The following is a 19,087-nucleotide window of genomic DNA, read 5'->3' on the forward strand; positions in this document are numbered from 1 at the left end:
TCTCACGGCAGGTACTTCCACGCGGCGAGGCGCAGCCAATCGATGACAGGATGCATCCAGATCCATGCAAGCGAGCGTCGCCCGGAATTGATCTTTGCAACGCCTTCCATCCCGGGACGCAATGCAAGGCCCGCTTCCGAGAGGCGGGCCTCGATCCGAAAAGCATTGCGTCCTTCCTCGGCGAGCGTAACCGGCGTGATCTTGCTCAGGGTCATCGGCACCGGTTCGCCGGGCCTGCCTGCGAGCGCGACGGTGCCGCTTTGCCCGACCGCCACGAAGCGAACGTCACGTTCGTCGACCTGAACGATCAAGCGATAGGAATTGAGTGGCGCCACCTCGAACAGCGTCTTTCCCTTCTCCACGGGGGAGCCGAGCATCTGGCTCAGGTCGCCGGAGACGACGACACCGTCGAATGGAGCGAGGATCCGGGTGCGCGCGAGCTTCTCTTCGGCGAGTGCCAACTGCGCCTCCGCCTGCCGGATCTGCGGTTCCAGCACCACGAGGCCGTTGCGATTGTGCTTGGCGAGCGCCTCGCGATCGCGCTGAAGCAGCTTGTCGAGTTCGGCTCGCCACTTCAACCGATCGAGAACGAAATCCCGGTCCTCAAGCTGGGCGAGAAGGTCGCCGTGCCGCACCGCGTCGCCAGCCCGTGCCGGGGCCGCTCGAACAAATCCGTCGAACGGAGCCACGGCTGCGCGCTGCACTTCGGCCTCAAGCACTGATTTGGCGGTGACGCGGTGCTCGCCTTTCGCAAAGACCAGGGTCAGCGCAAGCACTATGACAACGCCGACGCAGAGCTTGAGGGTCGGCCGCCGTGCGCCGAACAGTGCCGCGCATCCGTCGCCGATACCGTCAACCACGCGTCCGCCCAAGAGTCGATTCGCCCGCAGCTGCAATCCGATCTGAGGTCCCAGCAGTGCCGCGATCCCCTCTACCAACTTCAACGTGTCGTCCGTAAAGGGCTCGGCGCGGTGACGTTCGAAGGTGAGAGCGCCGATCGGTTCTCCATGGGGGCCGACCAGTATAGCTGACATCGTCGACGAGCCGGACGCCTTTGCTTCCTCCGCCAGTGCCCGATGGGCGATGGTCACGACACGTCCCATCCTCGGCAATGGCGGATGAGCGACACAGCCACGCTGCTCGATCGCCTCTTCCATTGCGTTCTCGATCGCATTGACGAGGCGGCTCTCGCGCTTGAAGCTGGCCGAGAACGAAACCGCGCGCAGGCGGATTGTGCCATTCCGACCGACAATACCGAGCGATGCGCGCTCGCACCGCAGTCGGGTTGCCAGTTCATTGACCACCGCGATTGCCATACCGCTCAGCCGCGGCTGCGCGTTCACTGTGACGAGGAGGTCGAGGCACGATGCGGCTCGCGTTACGTCAGACGAGAGATCGTTAGTGTGCCTGGCCCAGGGCAATGCCTCGAGCCAGCCCGCGCCCCAGCGCAATTGCTCAGCGACGACGGCCGGGGTGACCAGGGGCTTGGCGGCCGTCGTCGTCAATGCGATGGCCACAGCCGCAATCGGCTCGTTCGCAGTGCCCAGCGGCAGGGCGACTATCAGGGCCACAGGTTGCGCCGGCCTGGAATCAGGACCGACGCGACCGGGAGCAACGACCAAGCGGCGCTCTGCGTAGGCGGTTTCGGCCAGGCGCTTGAGATCGCTGGTGTCCACATCCCGAGGCGGCCACGTTACCGATAATGACGGCGCAGTTGAATCAACCCGCCGCATGAGCAACAGACCCGCTGACACGCCAGCAATACGGCTGCATTGCAGCGCCAACCAGGACGAAACAAATGTCGCTTCGTTTCCCGCGTTCAGCAATCCTTGCCAGTACGGCGACGTCGCCGTGTCTGCGGGCACCTTCCGCAATTGTGGGGCGGGGCCCCCGCTTGCTGTCAGGTCGAGCTCAGACATGTGCTGTCCAGAAAAAGGACCGACCAATGACTTGGTGGTGCTGTCGGAGGGGGGCCGCCATCTTGCGCCAATCCATTGGTTATATTATTTTTCCATTTATACCATTTTAAGTTTATTAAATCCAATTAATATTATATGCAATAAGCCTGAAGGCGGAAGCGGAATTCGGTGGGAACTCGCATGATGCGTTCAATTGAGGGAATTGTCCGCAGAGCTCAGCGGATGAACTACGGCCTGTTGTGCTTGTCCCTGCCGGCGGGGATCTTGCTTGCCAGTTCCGGTGCAAGGGCAGAGACCCCAGAAATCTCGGCGGGGGAGCGAGAATTCAATTGCGTGATCGAGCCGCAACAAACCGTCAAGCTGGCGAGCCCGGCAGTCGGCATGATCGCGCGCCTCGATGTTGATCGCGGCGACATCGTTCGGCAGGGCCAAATCATTGGCAAGATCGAAGATGGAGTCGAGGCCGCAACGCTGGCGCTCGCACGTGCCCGCGCGACCAATGATGCCCCCGTGAGGTCAGCCGAAGCCCGCGCGCAGTTCCTACGTCAAAAACACGAGCGTCTGCAAGAGCTTCATACAAGGTCCGTCAGCCCACTCGCTTCACTCCAGGAAGCCGAAGCGGAGGTGCAGGTTGCCGAACAGCAGCTCAAGGAGGCGCAACTCAACAAGGAGCTTGCTCGCTTGGAAGTCGCGCACGCCGAAGAGGTTCTGAATCAACGCGCGCTGCGTAGCCCGATCGACGGCGTGGTGGTCGAGCGGCTTCTCGTTCCGGGTGAATATCGAAATGACCAGAGCCCAGTCCTCACCCTCGCACAGATTGATCCGCTGAGGGTCGAAGTATTCGTGCCCACCGCATATTTTGGTCAAATCCGTGCCGACAGCAGAGCCAAGGTGCGACCGGAGCTGCCCATCGGGGGCGTCTATATTGCCTCTGTCACCGTTGTCGACCGCGTCCTCGACGCTGCCAGCGGAACGTTCGGGGTGCGTCTGGCCTTGCCGAACCCGCGTTTGGCGCTGCCTGGGGGAGTTCGCTGCAAAGTCGAATTCGTATTGGAGGGTGACAATCCGGCCGTGATGGCTGGTGACGCGCCATCATCCTTTCAAAAATAGAGTGGGTCGATCATCGCGAGAGCCTGAATCGGTTGATTCTGTGATGCCGAAGTGCGGTTCATTTAGTCTCTGAAGAAAAATTTCGCTTGTATTAATTGTTTTATTTAATAATGTAAATCGATTGCGGGAATTATTAAATCTGGAATTTAATATGACGCTGAGTTATATCGGAGACATCGAGTTCGTCGGCGAGGTCGAGTGGGATGGCAAGGCCATCGTGGTCGGGGCAGCGACCCCATTTGGGCACGTGTCGTGCAGAATCCCTCGCGAGACAATCCACGCGCTCCCGATCTATTCGGACGCCCTCGAACGCGAGATTCGTTTGGAGCGGCACCTCATTCTGGAGCGGCTCGCCCCCGCCCTACGCGCAAAAATTTCTATTTCGGGAACGGGCGAACCGGTGGATTTGTGGCCTTGGGAGATCAGTCGCGCACGCCCTGCGGCTGTCGCGAGCGCACTCCCCGCTGATCAGGAGACCGCCGGTAGATTGCCGGAGGCGATCGAAAAGGTGCAGCCGTCATGATCGGTCAGTGGGTTCAAATCGGCTAGCTTGACGAACAACGCGACCAACACTCCGCATAGCTGGACCTGAACGCTCAATCCGAGCGTTCGGATCGAACCCGATTCCAAGGCTCCATCGCAGGCTTCTGTTAGGGGGCGTCCTGCGCGAGAAGAATGGTGCTGGCGATTTCGACTCGCGTCCCCGCCCTGCGCACAAATTCGGCGCATAACCGCGGACCGAGTGCGCCGTTTGCCTATTGCAAAAAAGATATGTCTGCTCATTGCAGCCATTCGCTTGGCGAGCGAAGCCATCGCGACGATTGTCGCCTGAACTATGAAGGGACGAAGTTGGAGCCAGCGCTCCTTCGGCGCCGTCCGCCTGACAACAGCGCGACGCTCGCGATGCGAACGCCACCGTCGCTGACAGACGGCATAGCCGCATAAGAGCAGCAGCGCCCTCAGAGAGAAGCAATCGACGCGCATTTGAACCTGCTTGTCCACTGGCCGGTCGAGCGGAGGGCTGGATTATTTAATCTCGAAGTTATTTTGGTTGATAATTAGATAAAATTGAATATATTTAAATACAGCTAATAATCGCGCGGTTCTGGCCATGGCCTCGCTGCGGCTGGATCCGAGCCTCAGTGGTGTTCGCAAGGGGATCGGCAGATGTATCGAGTCTCCGGCTCCGTCTTGGTTGTAGCGGTCGCCATGATGGCCGGAGGTGCTCCATGGGCGGGCGCAGGACGCCTGGCGATGCCCATGACTTCTCAAGCAGCACTAGGGCGCATCGAACTCGGACGGCCCACGCTTCCGCCTTTGACGTACACGATGTTCTGCCTGCGCTATGAGGCCGAATGCCGCTCGCGGCGTGGCTTCCGGGGCGGCCCGGTCCGGCTGACCGAGGAGCGGTGGGCGGATCTCTTGGAGGTCAACGGTGCGGTCAATCTGGCCATTATGCCGGTGCCCAACGACCTCGGCTTGGCCGGCGAGGCGTGGAGCGTCAATCCCGATCGCGGGGACTGCAACGACTACGCTGTCAGCAAACGTCACGAACTGCTTCGGCGTGGCTGGCCGGCGCGGGCCTTGCTACTGAGCGAGGTCATCGTCAGTTCCGGGGAACATCATTTGGTGCTGCTCGTCCGCACCCGGAGCGGGGATCTCGTGCTCGACAATCTCGCCCCAGAGATCAAGCTCTGGTCGCGAGTCCCCTATCGTTGGCTTCGCGTACAAATGCCGAGCAGTCATCAGCTGTGGGCGACGATCGACGGGAAAGGGGCGTAATCGGTAATCGTTACCGGGCGAGCGCGATGCGGATCGCCATTTTCTTTCCCTTGGCGCCGCGCTCCCGTGGATCGGGCTTACTGCTCATCGGTGGACCGGCAGCGGCGAGATCCGCAAGTCGGCCCACTATGGTCGTCGTTGCCGGCCCCGTGCAGTTCGGCATTGCGGTCAATGGGCTGCGGCTGCGGCCTCCTGGCGGCAAGGATGGCCCCAACCGCGGAGTAAGTCGCCCACGGCAAAGGGCATCGTCTCGGCCGCGCGGCGTGGGGATACGGCCGTGGTGCTCAGCCGGTTCGGCGGCGGCTTTGTCCGGACGGGCGGTTGATCAGTAGATCGGTCAGCTTCTTGCCGGCTCGAAGCTGCGCTTTCAGCCATCGGGGCTGCTTACCGCGACCGGACCAGGTTTCGGATGGGTCCTTCGGGTTCCGGTACTTCGGCAGCACTGGGGGGTAGGGACGGCGCGCACGCTCCGCGTTCGGTGCCCCGGCAGTTCCCTCAATCCTGCGAAGCCGTTCTTCGAGCTTGGCTTTTTCCGCGATCATTCTCCGACTGAGAACAGTCGTCACCTCATCATAAAGCCGCCACAGCTCGGCCGTGGTCGCGGATGCCCAGTCGTCCTTCTCCATGGAAGCCGTCCCCACTACTTCCGATTTGAAATAGGAGGGGGACTTATCAGGTCGAACCCGGGTCGGGCAAGCACGATCGCCTCGCGCACAACCCAGTCTGCAACGCGGTTCTTCTTGATGCTACCGGCCGGGTCCGTGCCTCCGACCGACCGGCCGCCTCTCGGCCGCTCTCCGCCGACGGCCCCTTCGCATTGGACCAAGCAAGCGCTGCTCGGCCATCAACACGCGACTACGTAAATTCTGCAATTCGGTGAATTGAACGATCAGCGCCTCATGCGTTTGACGCAGAATAGCCGAAGAATACATGTGACCACCTACTCATGACCAGCGATGAGCCCGTGACTGCAGATTGGAAGTTGCGGGTTGACGAAATGCCGCCCCAACTTTGCCGACAAGGTTTTCATCGGTGCTACTACTGAAGCAGTACAGTTATCGTTCGAGATTCCTGATCAATGGTTGGAAATAAATTCGTGCCCCTCATTTGAGCCTCTCGGCTGGCACACGACTGAGATCGGGATGATTCCAGCCGCTGTCGCGCTTGATGACCAGTCCTCGTAGTGATCTTAATGAATAGTATTACTCTTTGTGCCTCTTCTTTCTGGGCCTTTCTGTCTGGATCGAGGCTTTTCAGCTTGCCTCGCTCGGTGAAACTTTGTCGAATGTTAGATTTGAATCGTGAATATCGCCTATATATCGTTCGTAATAAGTGGCCGGTGACGGGTTAGATGATGTTAACCAACGCTGACGAAGCGGCCAAATTACTGCATCAATACAGTCTGTGGTATGGTTTTCATGTGTCTACAACCATGAATTGCAATAAAAATCGCGGTTTAGTCGATGAATACGCGGTTGCGGATTTCCTTGAGGAGACCCGCATTCTTACGGTGCTGCACGCATTCTCTAAGCGAGTTACGCTGATGCAGCCATCAAGCGTTGCCAATGCCTGCCGTGGCGAAGTTGGCAGTGCGACGTTTTGGCAGAACGGATTGGTTATGCCTCCTGCACGTCTCTATAGAGGGAATGGTGGATTAAACGGCTGCATGCGGAGTTGTTAGCGATAGGCAAGGGAAGCATGCGCCGCATCAGAGTCGTCATAGCGGATCGGCACCCGATCGTTTTGCAGGGCATCAGCAGCGTCCTTGCGACGCAGCACGATTTTGCGATCGTGGCCTCCTGCGGCGATGCTGCGAGCTGCATTGAGGCGATCCGACTTCTCGTGCCGGACATTGTGCTGGTCGATAACGCAATGCCCGACGTCAGCCGACCGGATCTTCTTGCTCTCGCAAACACCGCTGGACGAGGAGCCCGGGTCATTTTCTTCGCCGGTAAGGCCGGCGATCGCGAGTTGCAAAGGCTGGCCGCGGACGGCGCGTGCGTCGTTCTCACGAAGTATGCCAAGCCGGAGATGCTGGTCGCGACTCTGCGGAAAGTTGCACAGAACCAAGGACTTGCGTCGGGGTCGACGGGCCCTGGGGAGGAGATCAGTGAGGCGCCTCGCGCAGGTGAGGAGAAGTCCCTGACACAACTGACCGACCGGGAGCGGCAGATCATGAGGCTCGTATCGGAGGGGTTGTCGAACAAGGAGATTGGGCGCCGCCTGAACATTGCCGACGGTACGATCAAGGTCCACCTTCACCACATCTTCCAGAAGCTGGATATCAGCAATCGTACAGTTCTCGCGGCATTGGCGATTTCGCAAAACGAGCAGCATGCAGCTCCGCGTGAGTTCGCCCCCTCCGGGCTGCTCCAGCCGGATCCGGTGGTTCGAGATGACGAGGACGCCAAGTGCAACGGTGTCCTTCCGGAACGTTCGCGTTAGCTGCAAATCGCACTTGATTGGATATTGTTGCCGTTAACCTCGCTGCACCATCGGTGTAGGCCTTTGCTGTCGCGGGGGTGCAACGGGGCCGGTGCGCGCAAGCAGGACAGGACGATTTTACCCGCGGCCTGCCGGCCCCAGCAGCACTAAAGAGGGAGTTTGATGCCGAAGCCGGCGGCTCCCTCAGAGACCTGCGAACAATCGTCGATTGTTTTCGGGCATCCTGTCCGAGATGCGTCGTTCATTACGTTAAGTGGGGGAGGTCGGTTGTCGCAGCCAAGATGCTCAGCCATGTTGCGGCAGGCCCCCTCGGCCTCGGCCAGCGTTCGGAAGGGTGAGCCGCTGATCTTGATCGCGCCATTGTTCTGGTAGAGCGGTCGCCAACTCGCCAGGTAGCCGGAACGTCCGTGAAAGCCCGGACCCGTGGGGCTTCCGAAGCTGATCACGAACGAGAAGCCATCGCAGCTCGCGCTCCATATCTCCATGCGCTCAAGGGATCGATGAAACTGCAGTGGCATGGCAAATCCTGCGGTGTCTTGGTGGTCGCTCGATTAATACAAATTAGAAATAAATACATTAAATCCTCAATTTGCAAGCCCGAAATTCGACGGCCGCCGCCGCGGAGAGCCGCAAGTTCAAGAGGCTGCGGAAAATGGCGAGAGCTGCCGGCTCGACACACGCTTAACAGGTTGCCCATTTTCAAACAAAAGTCTTGGTTGAATGCATATTTAATATATAATAGGAGGAAATAAATATTTAACTCGAGGAGAGCGCATTGTGTCCCGTGACTGCACTGAAGACGATGATCGGCGGGCATTCCTCAAAACCTGCGGAAGATTCGCTGCCGTAACACCCCCCGTCATGACGCTGCTTCTGTCGACCTCCCTGACCTCGACCGCGATCGCACGTTCGGGCGGACAGACCGGTGTAACCCGAGATGACGACGGGGGCCGGTCATTCTTCGACGACGATCGTCCGTCCGGAGCAGGGTCGAGAGCCTCTGGTAGCGGGTCACCTGGAGGTGGTGGAGGTGGAGCATCAGGCGGTGGCGGTGGTGGTGGGGCACCCGGAGGTGGCGGAGCATCTGGCGGTCGCCGTGGTGCGTCATCAAGTGCCGGAGGGACCTCCGGCGGTGGCGGATCCGGTGGAGGGGGATCCGCTGGTAAAGGGCCGTTCGCGACCGGTGGGAGTTCCGAAAGCCCGATCGCAGCTGGCGGCGTCGATTGTGCAGATGAAGATGACGAGGCGCGGAAACGCAATCCCGATTGCGAGCGACCCGCCACTCGAGTTTCGACTGCAACGGGACCTGAGCATTAGTGCATGCAGCTTGGTCTATCGAGCAGGAGACCTGCCATGCCTATCCGCGCTCAAGCGGACGACCCTGCTGCCGTTCTTCGCCAGCGTCTCGAAGCGCTTGCCTCCGAACTCGCAGAACTTGAGAGTCTCAGAGGCCGGGTAGATCGGGCAGAGCGCCGTCAGCGCAACCTGCGCAACCGGGCTGACCTGGGAAAGCGAGTGAGCTCAGAAGGCAAGCAAGCGGTCGTTGCAACCTGGCAGATTTAAATTTCATCCCTGCGCCGCCTGATCGCAATCCGTCGAATTCTTGCAACGAGTGTCCGAAAGCGAACGGATGGTTCGACCTTAATCGATCATAGTTGGCCTCGGTGGGGGAGCGGTTCATCCGCAGCCGCATCCCCACCACGCCGAGAACAGGGCACTGGTCTTCCGGCGCAGCACGTGCCGGGAGCGGTTGGGGGTCTTCAATCCATCACCTAGTTTCGCTTGAAAGGATGAATGCTCGTGAATGATGCCAATGTGAAAGTCGAAACGCATGCCGATCCGGTGACTGAGAACGCGAACGGAGCCAAGCTAAGGTTCGAGTTGCCGCTTTTAAATTTCCAGGAACTCTTCCGCGGCTTTGCCGAGCAGGGCGCCGCGCAGGCCAGGAAAAATATTGAGAGCATGAAATCTACTTCCGAGGAGATCAGCGACGTTCTCCGTGAAGCCTGTTCTATGAACGTCAAGGGAACCATCGACTACGGCGCCAGGGTGATCGAGATCTCCAAAAACAATACCAGTGCCACCCTGGAATTTTTTTCCCGGCTCGCTGAGACCAGATCGCTGCTGGATATCGTACATCTTTCGATCGCCCAAAGCCGCGAGGCTTTCGAAGCCGCTTCCGTACAGAACCGGGAGCTTTGGGCGCTCGCGCAGAAAGTCGCGATCGATACGACCGAGCCCATCAAGACTGGCTTCAACCGGGTATTGCAAAGGACCGTCGCATAAGACCGTCTGAATCGAGGCTACAGGCCGCGCGGATCGGCTGGACAAGCCTCTCCCCGACAAGGAGAGGCGCGGTCCAGCCGATGGCGGGCGAGCGTGCTCAAAGCCGGCAATAAATTGCAGGAAATCAAGATGGGTATCGTAATGATTAAGTGCCCGGAAACGGGGAGCGCCATTTCGACGGGGATCGAGACCGATCGCGAAAGATTCCGGTGCAGCGCAGTATTCTTCTCGCGCACCTATTGCCGGATCTGCGCGGCCACACACGAGTGGTTCGCGAGGGAGGCCTGGGTCTATGAGCCTGCCTTGGATAGTCGGTTACCGGTCGGCTGGCAGGCTCGCGCCGGTGTGGCGTGAAGAACCTCGGCTGCGCCCTGCGAAACGATCCGATCGATCCTGCGGCTCATCACCTTGTAGCACTCGCAAGCCACGGCTTCGAGCCGCGGCCGATCAATCTCGAGCTGACCGCGCCGGTTCGATTTCAACGCTCTTGACGCGCGCAACGCGCTCACGACGTGCGTGACGGTGGTGCGGCGGACCCCCAGTAACTCCGACATGGTCTCTTGCGTCAAAGGGAGGAGATTGCCGCCATCCGCTCGGTCGTGAATGTGAAGCAGCCAACGCGCCATCCGGGCCTCGACGGGGTGGAGGGCATTGCAAGCCGCGACGTGCTGGAATTGCGTCAACAGCGATCTCGTGAAAATCTGCACCATGGATGTGATCGCAGGGCTGCGACGCAGAGCCGGCATAAATTGCGCCGCCGGAATCTGCAGCACTGACCCTGGGACGCGGACGACCGCCGTCACGGGTGAGCGGGATGCGCCAAGCGCCGACGTCAGACCGACGGCACCCTCATGACCGATCACCCCCGTGGCGGCCGTCTGCCCGTTCGGCAAGTCCACGATAAAGGCGATCGCGCCGCCGCAGGGGAAGTGAAGGTGTTCGATCCGGTCGCCTGATCGGATCAGTACGGTGTCGCGCTCGAGCGCGACTTTCCGCAAATAAGGTGCAAGCAAAGCAAAATCCGCCGGCGGCAACGCTGCTAACAAACGATTACCAACTCTGGTCGCGTGGTCCATCACGGGATTCACCCCCGACGGATAACCGGCGCTGGGACTCGTGCCGGTCGTGCCGAGCTGCTCTGCAGAGTGACAGCTCAACAGCAAGCCAACCGGCCACCTCAGATATGGTTCCAGTGATGGATGGGCATGCATGCGCTGGCCGGACAGCCGCCCCTGCGGCCGAGATCCTGTCGCGGCTCCAGTGGCGTCCGGCAGCGCCACCGCGGCATCACAATTGATCGCATCAACCTTGTGCTCACCAGGCCTACGCGGGAGCCGAAAGAGGGTTTGTGCCAGCGACCACTCTCCGAACAAGTACGTCGGCCGCGATCAGTGACGCGCAAGGTGCGGACTGCAAGCGCGCTCTGAGATTATTCGGGGTCGAACTAATTCCCTCAAGAATGTTGTGACCCGGACCAACATTGGTGCAATGACGAGAGCGCCGAATTGAATCGTATGATCTACTCAGCGCGAGGGAGAGGGAGGTCAACGATCCGCTTCATCAAATCGCGCAGATCGGCGGCTTCCTGTTCGCCCATGGCCTCTTCAAAGGCTGTCTGCGCGCGCCGCCATGCAGCCAGAGCTCGCCCATGCGTCTTGTGACCCTGCCTTGGGGCACGATGATCTGACATGGGAGAGCTGGCTTCAGCAGGAGCGTGATTGTTCGCTCTCCCATGACTGCGCCCCGCGATACCTGGCGTTGTCCGACTTGAGGGCCCGATAGAGCCGCGTAGCCAGATCGCAGGCGCACCCAAATAAGTCCAATAAAAGAACCTATGATCTCGACGACGGGGCGCTCCGCTTCCCCGCGCGGCATTCCGATTGAAGGCGCTTCGCCTACGCGGGGATTTTGCACGGAGTCTGGCACGTCTCACCGAACGCAGCATGCGCGCCCCGCCACAAGGCGATGGTCATCAAAGCGCTTGACGAGTTCAAAAAAAGAACTGTAGATTTCGTGGCAAGACGGCCGAGCTGAACGGCCGCAGGGCCTGACGCGCTGGCCAACCACGCTTGAACGGCGCGGCGCGCAATTCGCTCGGCACGATGTCCGGCGGGTGGTCGGGTGATGCCGCAAAACACAATGACGTGCCCCGGATGGGTGCGCACCAGGGAGGACGGGTCATGTTGCCGAAATGGAAGAGTCTTGCGGCTCTGGCTTTGCTTTTGAGCAGTCCAGCGTTCGCAGCCGATGAGCCGGGGGTTACCGCGACCGAGATCAAGATTGGCGGGGTGTTTCCGTTCAGCGGACCTGCGTCATCGATCGGTCTCGTGGGCAAGGGCCTCATCGCCTACATTCAATCGGTGAATGACCGAGGCGGCATCAATGGCCGCAAGATCAACTACATCGCTTATGACGACGCCTACAGTCCTCCGAAAGCGGTGGAGCACGTCCGCAAGCTCGTCGAGAGCGATGAAGTGGCGTTCATGTTCGGCCAGCTCGGCACGCCCGGCCTTTCAGCCACAGCAAAATACCTGAGGGCGAAAGCGGTGCCCAGCATCGCAATCATCAGCGGCTCGTCCAAGTTCACCGACGTCGCCAATCATCCGCTGACCACGACAGGCCTTGTCAGCTACGACACCGAAGGAAAAATCTACGCCAAATATCTGACCAGGACACTGCCGAACGCCAAATACGCGATCCTCTATCAGAACGACGATCTCGGCAAAGATTACGTCAATGCCTTCAAGAGCTTTCTCGGCAAGGACTACGACCGAAAGGTCGTCAGCGCGTCCTATGAGGTCACGGAGCCAACCGTCGATTCGCAGATCACAACCCTGAAAAGCTCCGGTGCCGATGCCTTGATGATCGCGGGAACGCCGAAATTCGCAGCGCAGGCGATCCGGCAAGCTTCTGTGATCGGCTGGAAAGCGACCGTGATCATCAACTTTCCGTCCGGTTCGGTCGGAGGCACGCTCGCGCCGGCTGGCCTCGACAAATCAGTCGGTGTGATCGTCGGGACGATCAACAAGGACGTCGTGGATCCGACATGGAAAGACGATCCCGCCATGCGGGCCTATCGGGTGTTTCTCGACAAGTACTTGGCCGGCGTCGATATCACCAACGGCAGCTACCTGACCGGCTATCAGCAAGGCATCCTGCTCGAGCAAATCCTGAAGCAATGCGGCAATGACCTGTCCCGCAAGAACATTCTGGCGCAGGCCAAGAACCTCAGGGATTTCGTCGTCCCGACCGCGCTGCCCGGAATCAAGGTGAACACGAGCGAATCCGAGAACATGATCTGGACGCAGATGCGTTTGCAACGATGGACCGGATCGACCTGGGAAGCCTTCGGCGAGGTGTTGGACGCCAGGTCCGAATGATTTCGCCCCAGCCAGCGTGACGGACGCGGCATCAGTTGCGTCCGAGCTTGCTCTGCGCCGGCAGGCCGCTGCGCAAGAGACTGCATCGCCTGCGGTCGCCCTTTCAGCAATTCGGGAGATCATTTCGATGTCGACGACGGCACTGACGTTTGCACCACGCGAGGTTTCCATCGAGCGTCGAACCGACGGCACGCTTATCTTGAGCTCGCCACTTGAATGGACGCCGTGCGACTGGCGCATCACCGATTTTCTGCCGCGCTGGGCCAATGCCGTTCCGGATCGGGTTTTCCTTGCGCAACGCAATGCGAAGGGAGGGTGGGACGAGATCACCTATGGTGAGGCATGGTCGCAGGTTCAGGCGGTCGGCCAAAGCCTGATCGATATGGGGGCAAAGCCAGCCGATAAGCTTGCGGTCCTTTCCGGAAACTCCATCGAGAACGCGGTGATCTCGTTTGCGGCGATGTCGATCGGGGTCGTTCTGGCGCCAATATCGCCAAACTACACGCTGATGCCGGGGGGCCTCGCACGTCTCAAGGACATCGCGGAAGTGCTGCGCCCGAGCTTCGTGTTCGTTCAAAGCGGACGCGATTTTTCCGCCGGCCGCGTCATTCCCGAATTGGCGGCCGCGACCTGGATCAGCGTCGATGGCGCGCCGGATACGGTGCCTTTTCAGGCTCTGGCGGCTCGAACCGGGAGCGAGGGATTCGAGCGCGCATCGCGTGAGGTGCCTTGCGACGCCGTCGCAAAGATTCTCTTCACGTCCGGTTCGACCGGCTTCCCAAAAGGGGTGCTCAACACTCATCGCATGATGGCAAGCTCCCTGCAAATGGGCAGCCTGCTCGTGTCACCTCCGGCCGTGCCGGTGCAGGTTGAATGGCTGCCCTGGCACCATACGATGGGCAGCAATGTCATCCTTCATGGCATCCTGAAGAATGGCGGGACGCTCTATATCGATGATGGCCGGCCGCTGCCGCAGCTCTTTCACAAGACGGTCGCAAATCTCAGGGAGATTTCACCAACCGCCATGTTCAACGTGCCTGCTGGCTATAACCTCTTATGTAATGCGATCGAGAACGACCTCGACCTTGGCGCCAGCGTGTTCAAGCGGATGGACCGATTGAGTTATGCCGGCGCCGCAATTTCACAGGGAACCCTGGAAAAACTCTATCGATTGACATTCGCGGCCACTGGCCGACGAATTCCTGTCATGTCGGGCTATGGCACGACCGAAACGGCGCCGACAATCAGCTCGACGCATTGGGCAACGGATCAGCCCGGGGAGATCGGTCTTCCCGCGCCGGGGCTGCAGCTCAAGCTCATCCCGGTCTCCGATACTTACGAGGCCAGGGTCAAGGGCCCTAACGTCACGCCCGGCTATCTCGAAAGGCCGGATTTGACGGAAAGGGCCTTCGATGAGGAAGGATTCTACCGCATCGGCGACACTGTCTCGTTTCTGGATCCACAGAAGCCGGAGCTTGGGCTGCGCTTTACGGGAAGAATTTCCGAGAACTTCAAGCTTGCGAATGGCACCTGGGTCTCGATCGGAAACATGCGCGCGGCACTCCTGGCCGCGACGCGCGGCGTCTTGCTCGACATCGTCGTTGCGGGCGAAAATCGCGAGGCGTGCGCGCTGCTCTGCTGGTTGAACCCGACCGAGGCAGCGCGAGTTTCAAAGAGTCCAGCCGCAGATCTGACCTGCGATCCCTTCGTGATTCAATTTCTTAGAGATCGTTTTCAGGAATATAACGAGACCGTCGGAAGCAGCGAAAGAGTTTGTTCCTTCTCTCTGCTGAAGGATCCGCCATCAATGGCTGCCGGAGAGATCACGGACAAGGCCTACGTCAACCAACGCGCCGTGCTGAAGGTTCGCTCCGAACAGGTTGAACGTCTCTACACCAACGAGCTGGGCCGCGATGTGGTCCGAGTGTAAGGGCGAGTTGAGCGACATCGCGTGTCGGCCTGACGGCGCCCGCATGCGCTTCCTCGTGTTGCTACCCGATCCGCGGTCCCTCGAGCAGCATTCCCTGGGCAGCCATCTCAAGTGGCGCGTGAGCGCGTCTTTGTCTTCCGGACCTCCGGCGCCGCCGTCGCGGGGGTGCCGCGGGCACCTGGTCCCGGGTGAGTATGAACCTCCTTGGCCGACAGCGGCTCGCCGCATTCAGAGCACACCATGACCGGATCGAAGTCCTTTCCGCACTTGCGGTGCTGGTGCAGCAGCGGTCGGCCGCGCTCGTCGACCATGTGGGTATCGCCCCAATGCACGATCGCCATCATGATCGGATAGAGGTCGAGCCCCTTCTGGGTCAGGATATATTCGTGGCGCTTCGGGGATTCCTGGTAGGGAATGCGGCGCAGGATGCCCTGCCGAACCAGCTTTTTCAGCCGTTCGGCGAGCAAGTGTCGTGTGATTCCGAGCGCCGACTGAAATCCCTCGAAGCGGCGCGTGCGCAGGAAGCATTCACGCAGGATCAGAAGAGTCCAGCGATCGCCGATCACGCCGATGGTTCGGGCCATCGAACATGGCTCTTCCTCGAGTTCTTTCCACTTCATTCACCCACTCCAATCGTCCAGCATAGGCTGTCTCCAATCGTCGCGGAGGCCGGCACGAATTCTTGCATTCTAGATAGGTACTTGATTCCAAACAATACCCTCCTGGTAGGCCAAATCAGCGGATTGTAGGTGCACTTGACAGTTCTATTTTAGAACTATATGGTTGCCGAAAGTCGCGCTGGCGATCGGAGCGCCAGTGACCGCCATTCGCTCTCCGGGAGAAGCCGAGATGACCCTGAAGGTTGAATTCCAGTTCGATTTCGGTAGCCCGAACGCCTATCTGGCGGAAGTGGCCATTCCTGGCATTGAGCAGCGGACCGGGGTGAAATTCGCGTACGTCCCGGTTCTGCTCGGCGGCATCTACAAGGCGACCGGCAACATGTCGCCGTTCGATTCGCTTCGCGGCATCAAGAACAAGCCGGAATATCAGGCGCTGGAGACCCAGCGGTTTATCCGACGCCACAACATCACGAAATTTCGCCAGAATCCCTTCTTTCCCGTCAACACGCTGATGCTGATGCGCGGTGCTGTCGCTGCCCAGTTCGAGGGCATATTCGAGCCCTATTTCCGCGCCGCCTATCATCATATGTGGGAAGAGCCGAAGAAAATGGACGACCTCGAAATCTTCCGTCGCGCGTTTGTCTCCTCGGGTATCGATGTCGATCGGCTGTTGGCGCGTGCGCAGCAGGATGACGTCAAGAAGAGGCTGATTGATCTGACCAACGACGCCGTCAACCGGGGAGCATTCGGCTCTCCGACCTTTTTCGTCGGAAAGGAAATGTTCTTCGGCAAGGATCAGATCCGTGACGTCGAGGAATCGATCGTCGAGCAGACCAGGCAACCTGTTCCCAAGACGGCCTGACGGCGGCGACTGTCCGGGCTGCGTGGCGAAGCCGCCCTCGGACCCAAAGCAAACGTAAATTCAGGGAGAATGCCCATGCCTGGCCCACTTCACGGCGTTCGAGTGCTCGATTTGACCGGCGTGGTGTCGGGCCCGTTCGCGACCATGTTTCTGGCGGATCAGGGCGCCGACGTGCTGAAGATCGAGCCGATCGGCGGCGACATTACCCGCCGCAGCCGCGCCACCATAGACAAGGAGGGCGAGTTCTCCGCGCTATTCATCTCTTCAAACCGCGGCAAGCGCTCGCTGTCGATCGACGTCAAGAGTGTGTCGGGGCGCGAGGTGCTCACCCGGCTGGTCGCGCAGGCCGATGTCCTGGTGCAGAATTTTCGGCCAGGCACCATGGAACGTCTCGGCCTCGGCGTCGGCGAATTGCGCCAGCGCCATCCGCGCCTGATCTACGTCTCCATCAGCGGGGTCGGCGATACCGGCCCGTATGTAAAGAAGCGCGTCTATGATCCGATCGTTCAGGGATTGTCGGGCTTCGCCGATATCCAGTCGCAGCCGGTCACGAACCGGCCGCAGATGATCCGCACCATCGTATGTGACAAGACCACCGCGGTGTTCACCGCTCAGGCGGTGGCGGCAGCGCTCTATGCGCGTGAGAAGACGGGGCAGGGCGACCATATCCAGGTGGCGATGCTGGATGCGATGATCTCCTACCTCTGGCCTGAAGGCATGATGCAGTACACGGTGGTCGGCGCCGAGGCCGCCACTGTCGATCCGAATGATCGGCCGGACCTGGTGTTCAAGACCAGCGACGGCTTCATCACCGCGGGCACCATCTCCGACTCCGAATGGCAGGGCTTTTGCCGCGCTTCCGGCGATCCGGAGCTTGCCAAGGATCCTCGGTTCGCGACCCCGGCGGCGCGCTCGGTCAATGCCACAGCGCGGATCAACAAGATGGCGGAATATATCAGCCAGCATACGACAGCCGAGTGGCTGGAGCGTCTCGACGCCGCGGACGTACCCTGCGCACCAATCCTGCGCCGGAGTGAGATCATTCACAATGAACAGGTGGTGGCGCGCGGCATCATCGCCGAATTCGATCAGCCGAAGGTCGGCCGTGTCCGGCAGCCGAAGCCGGCAGCCCGCTTCGAGATCAACCAGGCCGCGATCGGCGGGCCGGCCCCCCGGGTCGGCGAGCATTCGCGCGAAGTGTTGCGCGATCTCGGATACGACGACGGCGCCATCGACAAGATGATCGCCGAGCGCGCCCTGCGCGTGGCCATGTAGGCAGAAGCGTTAGCGCTGCCGGCGATCGCTTAGAGCTTTGCCGGCCCGACCGCAACAGGGGCCACAGGAACATTAGCTGCGACCGCTCGCTGATAGGCCTCCCGTCGCTGGATGCGTTCGAGGTAGGGCATCGCATTCTCGCAAATGCCGACGCCGTAAGCGATGGCCCAGTCGAGGCACGTCGTGAGCAGGATATCTGCACTGCTGAAGCGTCCGCCCATGAGAAACGGCCGGCCGTCAGCCAAGGCGACTTCAACGTGGCGCAACTGCCCACGAAAGTACTCCGCGGCTTGAGCGACGACCTCAGGTGCGACGCCATAGATGTGTCCCAGCGCATCTGCCCGGTGGCGGCGCATGACGTAAAGGCTGGTGGAATCGAGCTCGGCCACGACAAAGAAGCACCATTCGAGCCACGCGGCATGGTCGCGGGTGGCCTCCGGAATCAGCGAGCGTTCCGGCGTGGAATACATGCGCGACAGGTAGGCAACGATCGCGGCGCTCTCGCCGATGCAGAAGTCGCCATCCTGCAACAGTGGGATCTTCTGGCGGGGATTGAGCCTGGTATATTCAGCGGTTTTGGTTTCGCCCGTCCGTGGTCCGATCGGCTTGACCTTATAGGATAGGCCAAGTTCGTGCATTGCCCAGTGTGCGCGAATGGTGCGGCTTGTGCCGGCGCCCCACAGCGTGAGGTCGGGTGTCGCGTTCATCACCACTTCTCCATCGACGGACGAAGATCGAGTTCATGGGTCCAGCCGTCGCGGCTCTGCTGATGCGTGAACCAATAGGCTTCTGCGATAGAGGAGGTCTTCGTCAGGCTGTCCGGCGGGATCGCGCTTGCCTCGATCCCCTTTGCCGCTTTCATGCGCTGGTGGATGGCTTCGCTATCGACGCCGGCATCGATGATGAGATGGACGACATGGATATTCTTCGGCCCAAGCTCGCGCGCCATGGCCTGGGCCACCGCGCGCAGGCCGAATTTTGCCGATGAAAACGCGGCAAAGCCCTGGCCGCCGCGAAGGCTGGCGGTCGCCCCGGTAAAGAAAATGGTGCCGCGACCGCGCGGCAGCATGACGCGCGCGGCTTCGCGGCCCACGAGGAATCCGGCGTAGCAGGCCAGCTCCCAGGCCTTGAAGAAGAGCTTCTCCGTGGTGTCCACGAGCGGCTTGTTGACGTTCGATCCAGCATTGAAAAGGCAGACCTCGATCGGTCCGATGTTGCTTTCGACGTCGGAAAAGAGCTTCTGCACCTCGGCTTCCTGCCTCGCATCGACACTGAAGGTGTGGATACGACAGCCGGCAGCCGTCAGCTCGTCCACGAGCCCCTGGGATTTGGTGGCGTCACGCCGGCAGATACAAACCGTGTAGCCGCCTTTGGCAAAGCGTCGGGCGACGGCGGCTCCGATCGCATCGCCCGCGCCCACCAGGATTGCCACGCCCGGACCTTCCACCATGATCACTTCTCCCCAGAAGTTCTTATTT

Annotated in this window: 17 protein-coding genes and 1 pseudogene; 11 read left to right on the plus strand and 7 right to left on the minus strand. The window is 60.3% G+C overall.

What is annotated here, in order from left to right; all coding sequences use genetic code 11:
* Window positions 1-2: 2 nt before the first annotated feature.
* Window positions 3-1,919, minus strand: coding sequence for a GAF domain-containing protein (locus XH85_RS14845; protein WP_128932383.1), 1,917 nt, complete (start codon window positions 1,917-1,919; stop codon window positions 3-5).
* A gap of 180 nt (window positions 1,920-2,099) precedes the next feature.
* Here XH85_RS14845 and XH85_RS14850 point away from each other — a divergent pair, with 180 nt between their 5' ends.
* The 3 genes from XH85_RS14850 to XH85_RS14860 all read left to right on the plus strand — a co-directional run bounded on the left by XH85_RS14850 (window position 2,100) and on the right by XH85_RS14860 (window position 4,811).
* Window positions 2,100-3,029: an efflux RND transporter periplasmic adaptor subunit gene (locus XH85_RS14850; protein WP_128932384.1), complete on the plus strand. Its 930-nt coding sequence runs from the start codon at window positions 2,100-2,102 to the stop codon at window positions 3,027-3,029.
* 151 nt (window positions 3,030-3,180) lie between these two features.
* Window positions 3,181-3,552, plus strand: a complete 372-nt coding sequence (locus XH85_RS14855) for a hypothetical protein (protein ID WP_128932385.1) — start codon at window positions 3,181-3,183, stop codon at window positions 3,550-3,552.
* A gap of 737 nt (window positions 3,553-4,289) precedes the next feature.
* Window positions 4,290-4,811 (plus strand): transglutaminase-like cysteine peptidase, encoded by a 522-nt coding sequence (locus XH85_RS14860; RefSeq protein ID WP_245474117.1) that lies wholly within the window; start codon window positions 4,290-4,292, stop codon window positions 4,809-4,811.
* 284 nt (window positions 4,812-5,095) lie between these two features.
* Here the strand turns inward: XH85_RS14860 and XH85_RS14865 are convergent, their stop codons facing one another.
* Window positions 5,096-5,437 (minus strand): H-NS histone family protein, encoded by a 342-nt coding sequence (locus XH85_RS14865; protein ID WP_091878262.1) that lies wholly within the window; start codon window positions 5,435-5,437, stop codon window positions 5,096-5,098.
* Window positions 5,438-6,162: 725 nt separating this feature from the next.
* On the opposite strand from XH85_RS14865, the gene XH85_RS14870 reads away from it, so the two are divergent.
* On the plus strand, window positions 6,163-6,492 hold the full coding sequence (locus tag XH85_RS14870) for a hypothetical protein (RefSeq protein ID WP_128932387.1): 330 nt from the start codon (window positions 6,163-6,165) through the stop codon (window positions 6,490-6,492).
* Window positions 6,493-6,509: 17 nt separating this feature from the next.
* On the plus strand, window positions 6,510-7,256 hold the full coding sequence (locus tag XH85_RS14875; RefSeq protein ID WP_128932388.1) for a response regulator transcription factor: 747 nt from the start codon (window positions 6,510-6,512) through the stop codon (window positions 7,254-7,256).
* A gap of 146 nt (window positions 7,257-7,402) precedes the next feature.
* Here the strand turns inward: XH85_RS14875 and XH85_RS48020 are convergent, their stop codons facing one another.
* Window positions 7,403-7,774 carry a hypothetical protein gene (locus XH85_RS48020; RefSeq protein ID WP_420837884.1) on the minus strand — a complete coding sequence of 124 codons (372 nt, stop codon included), beginning with the start codon at window positions 7,772-7,774 and terminating at the stop codon, window positions 7,403-7,405.
* A gap of 256 nt (window positions 7,775-8,030) precedes the next feature.
* On the opposite strand from XH85_RS48020, the pseudogene XH85_RS46630 reads away from it, so the two are divergent.
* Window positions 8,031-8,354 (plus strand): annotated as a pseudogene (locus tag XH85_RS46630) (hypothetical protein); the annotation flags it as partial.
* 696 nt (window positions 8,355-9,050) lie between these two features.
* Window positions 9,051-9,542 carry a phasin family protein gene (locus XH85_RS14890; protein ID WP_245473489.1) on the plus strand — a complete coding sequence of 164 codons (492 nt, stop codon included), beginning with the start codon at window positions 9,051-9,053 and terminating at the stop codon, window positions 9,540-9,542.
* Window positions 9,543-9,832: 290 nt separating this feature from the next.
* Here the strand turns inward: XH85_RS14890 and XH85_RS14900 are convergent, their stop codons facing one another.
* A complete protein-coding gene (locus XH85_RS14900; protein WP_164940283.1) occupies window positions 9,833-10,618 on the minus strand; it encodes a Crp/Fnr family transcriptional regulator in 786 nt (261 codons plus the stop codon).
* Between the two features lie 1,104 nt (window positions 10,619-11,722).
* Here XH85_RS14900 and XH85_RS14905 point away from each other — a divergent pair.
* Together XH85_RS14905 and XH85_RS14910 are read left to right on the plus strand one after the other, a co-directional pair.
* Window positions 11,723-12,922 carry an ABC transporter substrate-binding protein gene (locus XH85_RS14905; RefSeq protein WP_128932390.1) on the plus strand — a complete coding sequence of 400 codons (1,200 nt, stop codon included), beginning with the start codon at window positions 11,723-11,725 and terminating at the stop codon, window positions 12,920-12,922.
* A gap of 127 nt (window positions 12,923-13,049) precedes the next feature.
* A complete protein-coding gene (locus XH85_RS14910; protein WP_128932391.1) occupies window positions 13,050-14,852 on the plus strand; it encodes an AMP-binding protein in 1,803 nt (600 codons plus the stop codon).
* Window positions 14,853-14,959: 107 nt separating this feature from the next.
* Here the strand turns inward: XH85_RS14910 and XH85_RS14915 are convergent, their stop codons facing one another.
* On the minus strand, window positions 14,960-15,472 hold the full coding sequence (locus XH85_RS14915; RefSeq protein ID WP_128932392.1) for a winged helix-turn-helix transcriptional regulator: 513 nt from the start codon (window positions 15,470-15,472) through the stop codon (window positions 14,960-14,962).
* A 229-nt stretch (window positions 15,473-15,701) separates the two neighbouring features.
* On the opposite strand from XH85_RS14915, the gene XH85_RS14920 reads away from it, so the two are divergent.
* Window positions 15,702-16,334, plus strand: a complete 633-nt coding sequence (locus XH85_RS14920) for a 2-hydroxychromene-2-carboxylate isomerase (RefSeq protein WP_128932393.1) — start codon at window positions 15,702-15,704, stop codon at window positions 16,332-16,334.
* A gap of 75 nt (window positions 16,335-16,409) precedes the next feature.
* Window positions 16,410-17,609, plus strand: coding sequence for a CaiB/BaiF CoA transferase family protein (locus XH85_RS14925; RefSeq protein WP_128932394.1), 1,200 nt, complete (start codon window positions 16,410-16,412; stop codon window positions 17,607-17,609).
* A gap of 29 nt (window positions 17,610-17,638) precedes the next feature.
* On the opposite strand, the gene XH85_RS14930 is transcribed toward XH85_RS14925, so the two are convergent.
* Both XH85_RS14930 and XH85_RS14935 read right to left on the minus strand, forming a co-directional pair.
* Entirely contained in the window at window positions 17,639-18,316 is a 678-nt protein-coding gene (locus tag XH85_RS14930) for a glutathione S-transferase family protein (RefSeq protein WP_128932395.1), read from the minus strand.
* Window positions 18,316-19,059, minus strand: coding sequence for an SDR family NAD(P)-dependent oxidoreductase (locus tag XH85_RS14935; protein ID WP_128932396.1), 744 nt, complete (start codon window positions 19,057-19,059; stop codon window positions 18,316-18,318). Before XH85_RS14935 ends, XH85_RS14930 begins: the two co-directional genes overlap by 1 nt.
* Between the last annotated feature and the right edge of the window lie 28 nt (window positions 19,060-19,087).

Origin of the sequence: Bradyrhizobium zhanjiangense, assembly GCF_004114935.1 — a bacterium.
Lineage (GTDB): Bacteria > Pseudomonadota > Alphaproteobacteria > Rhizobiales > Xanthobacteraceae > Bradyrhizobium > Bradyrhizobium zhanjiangense.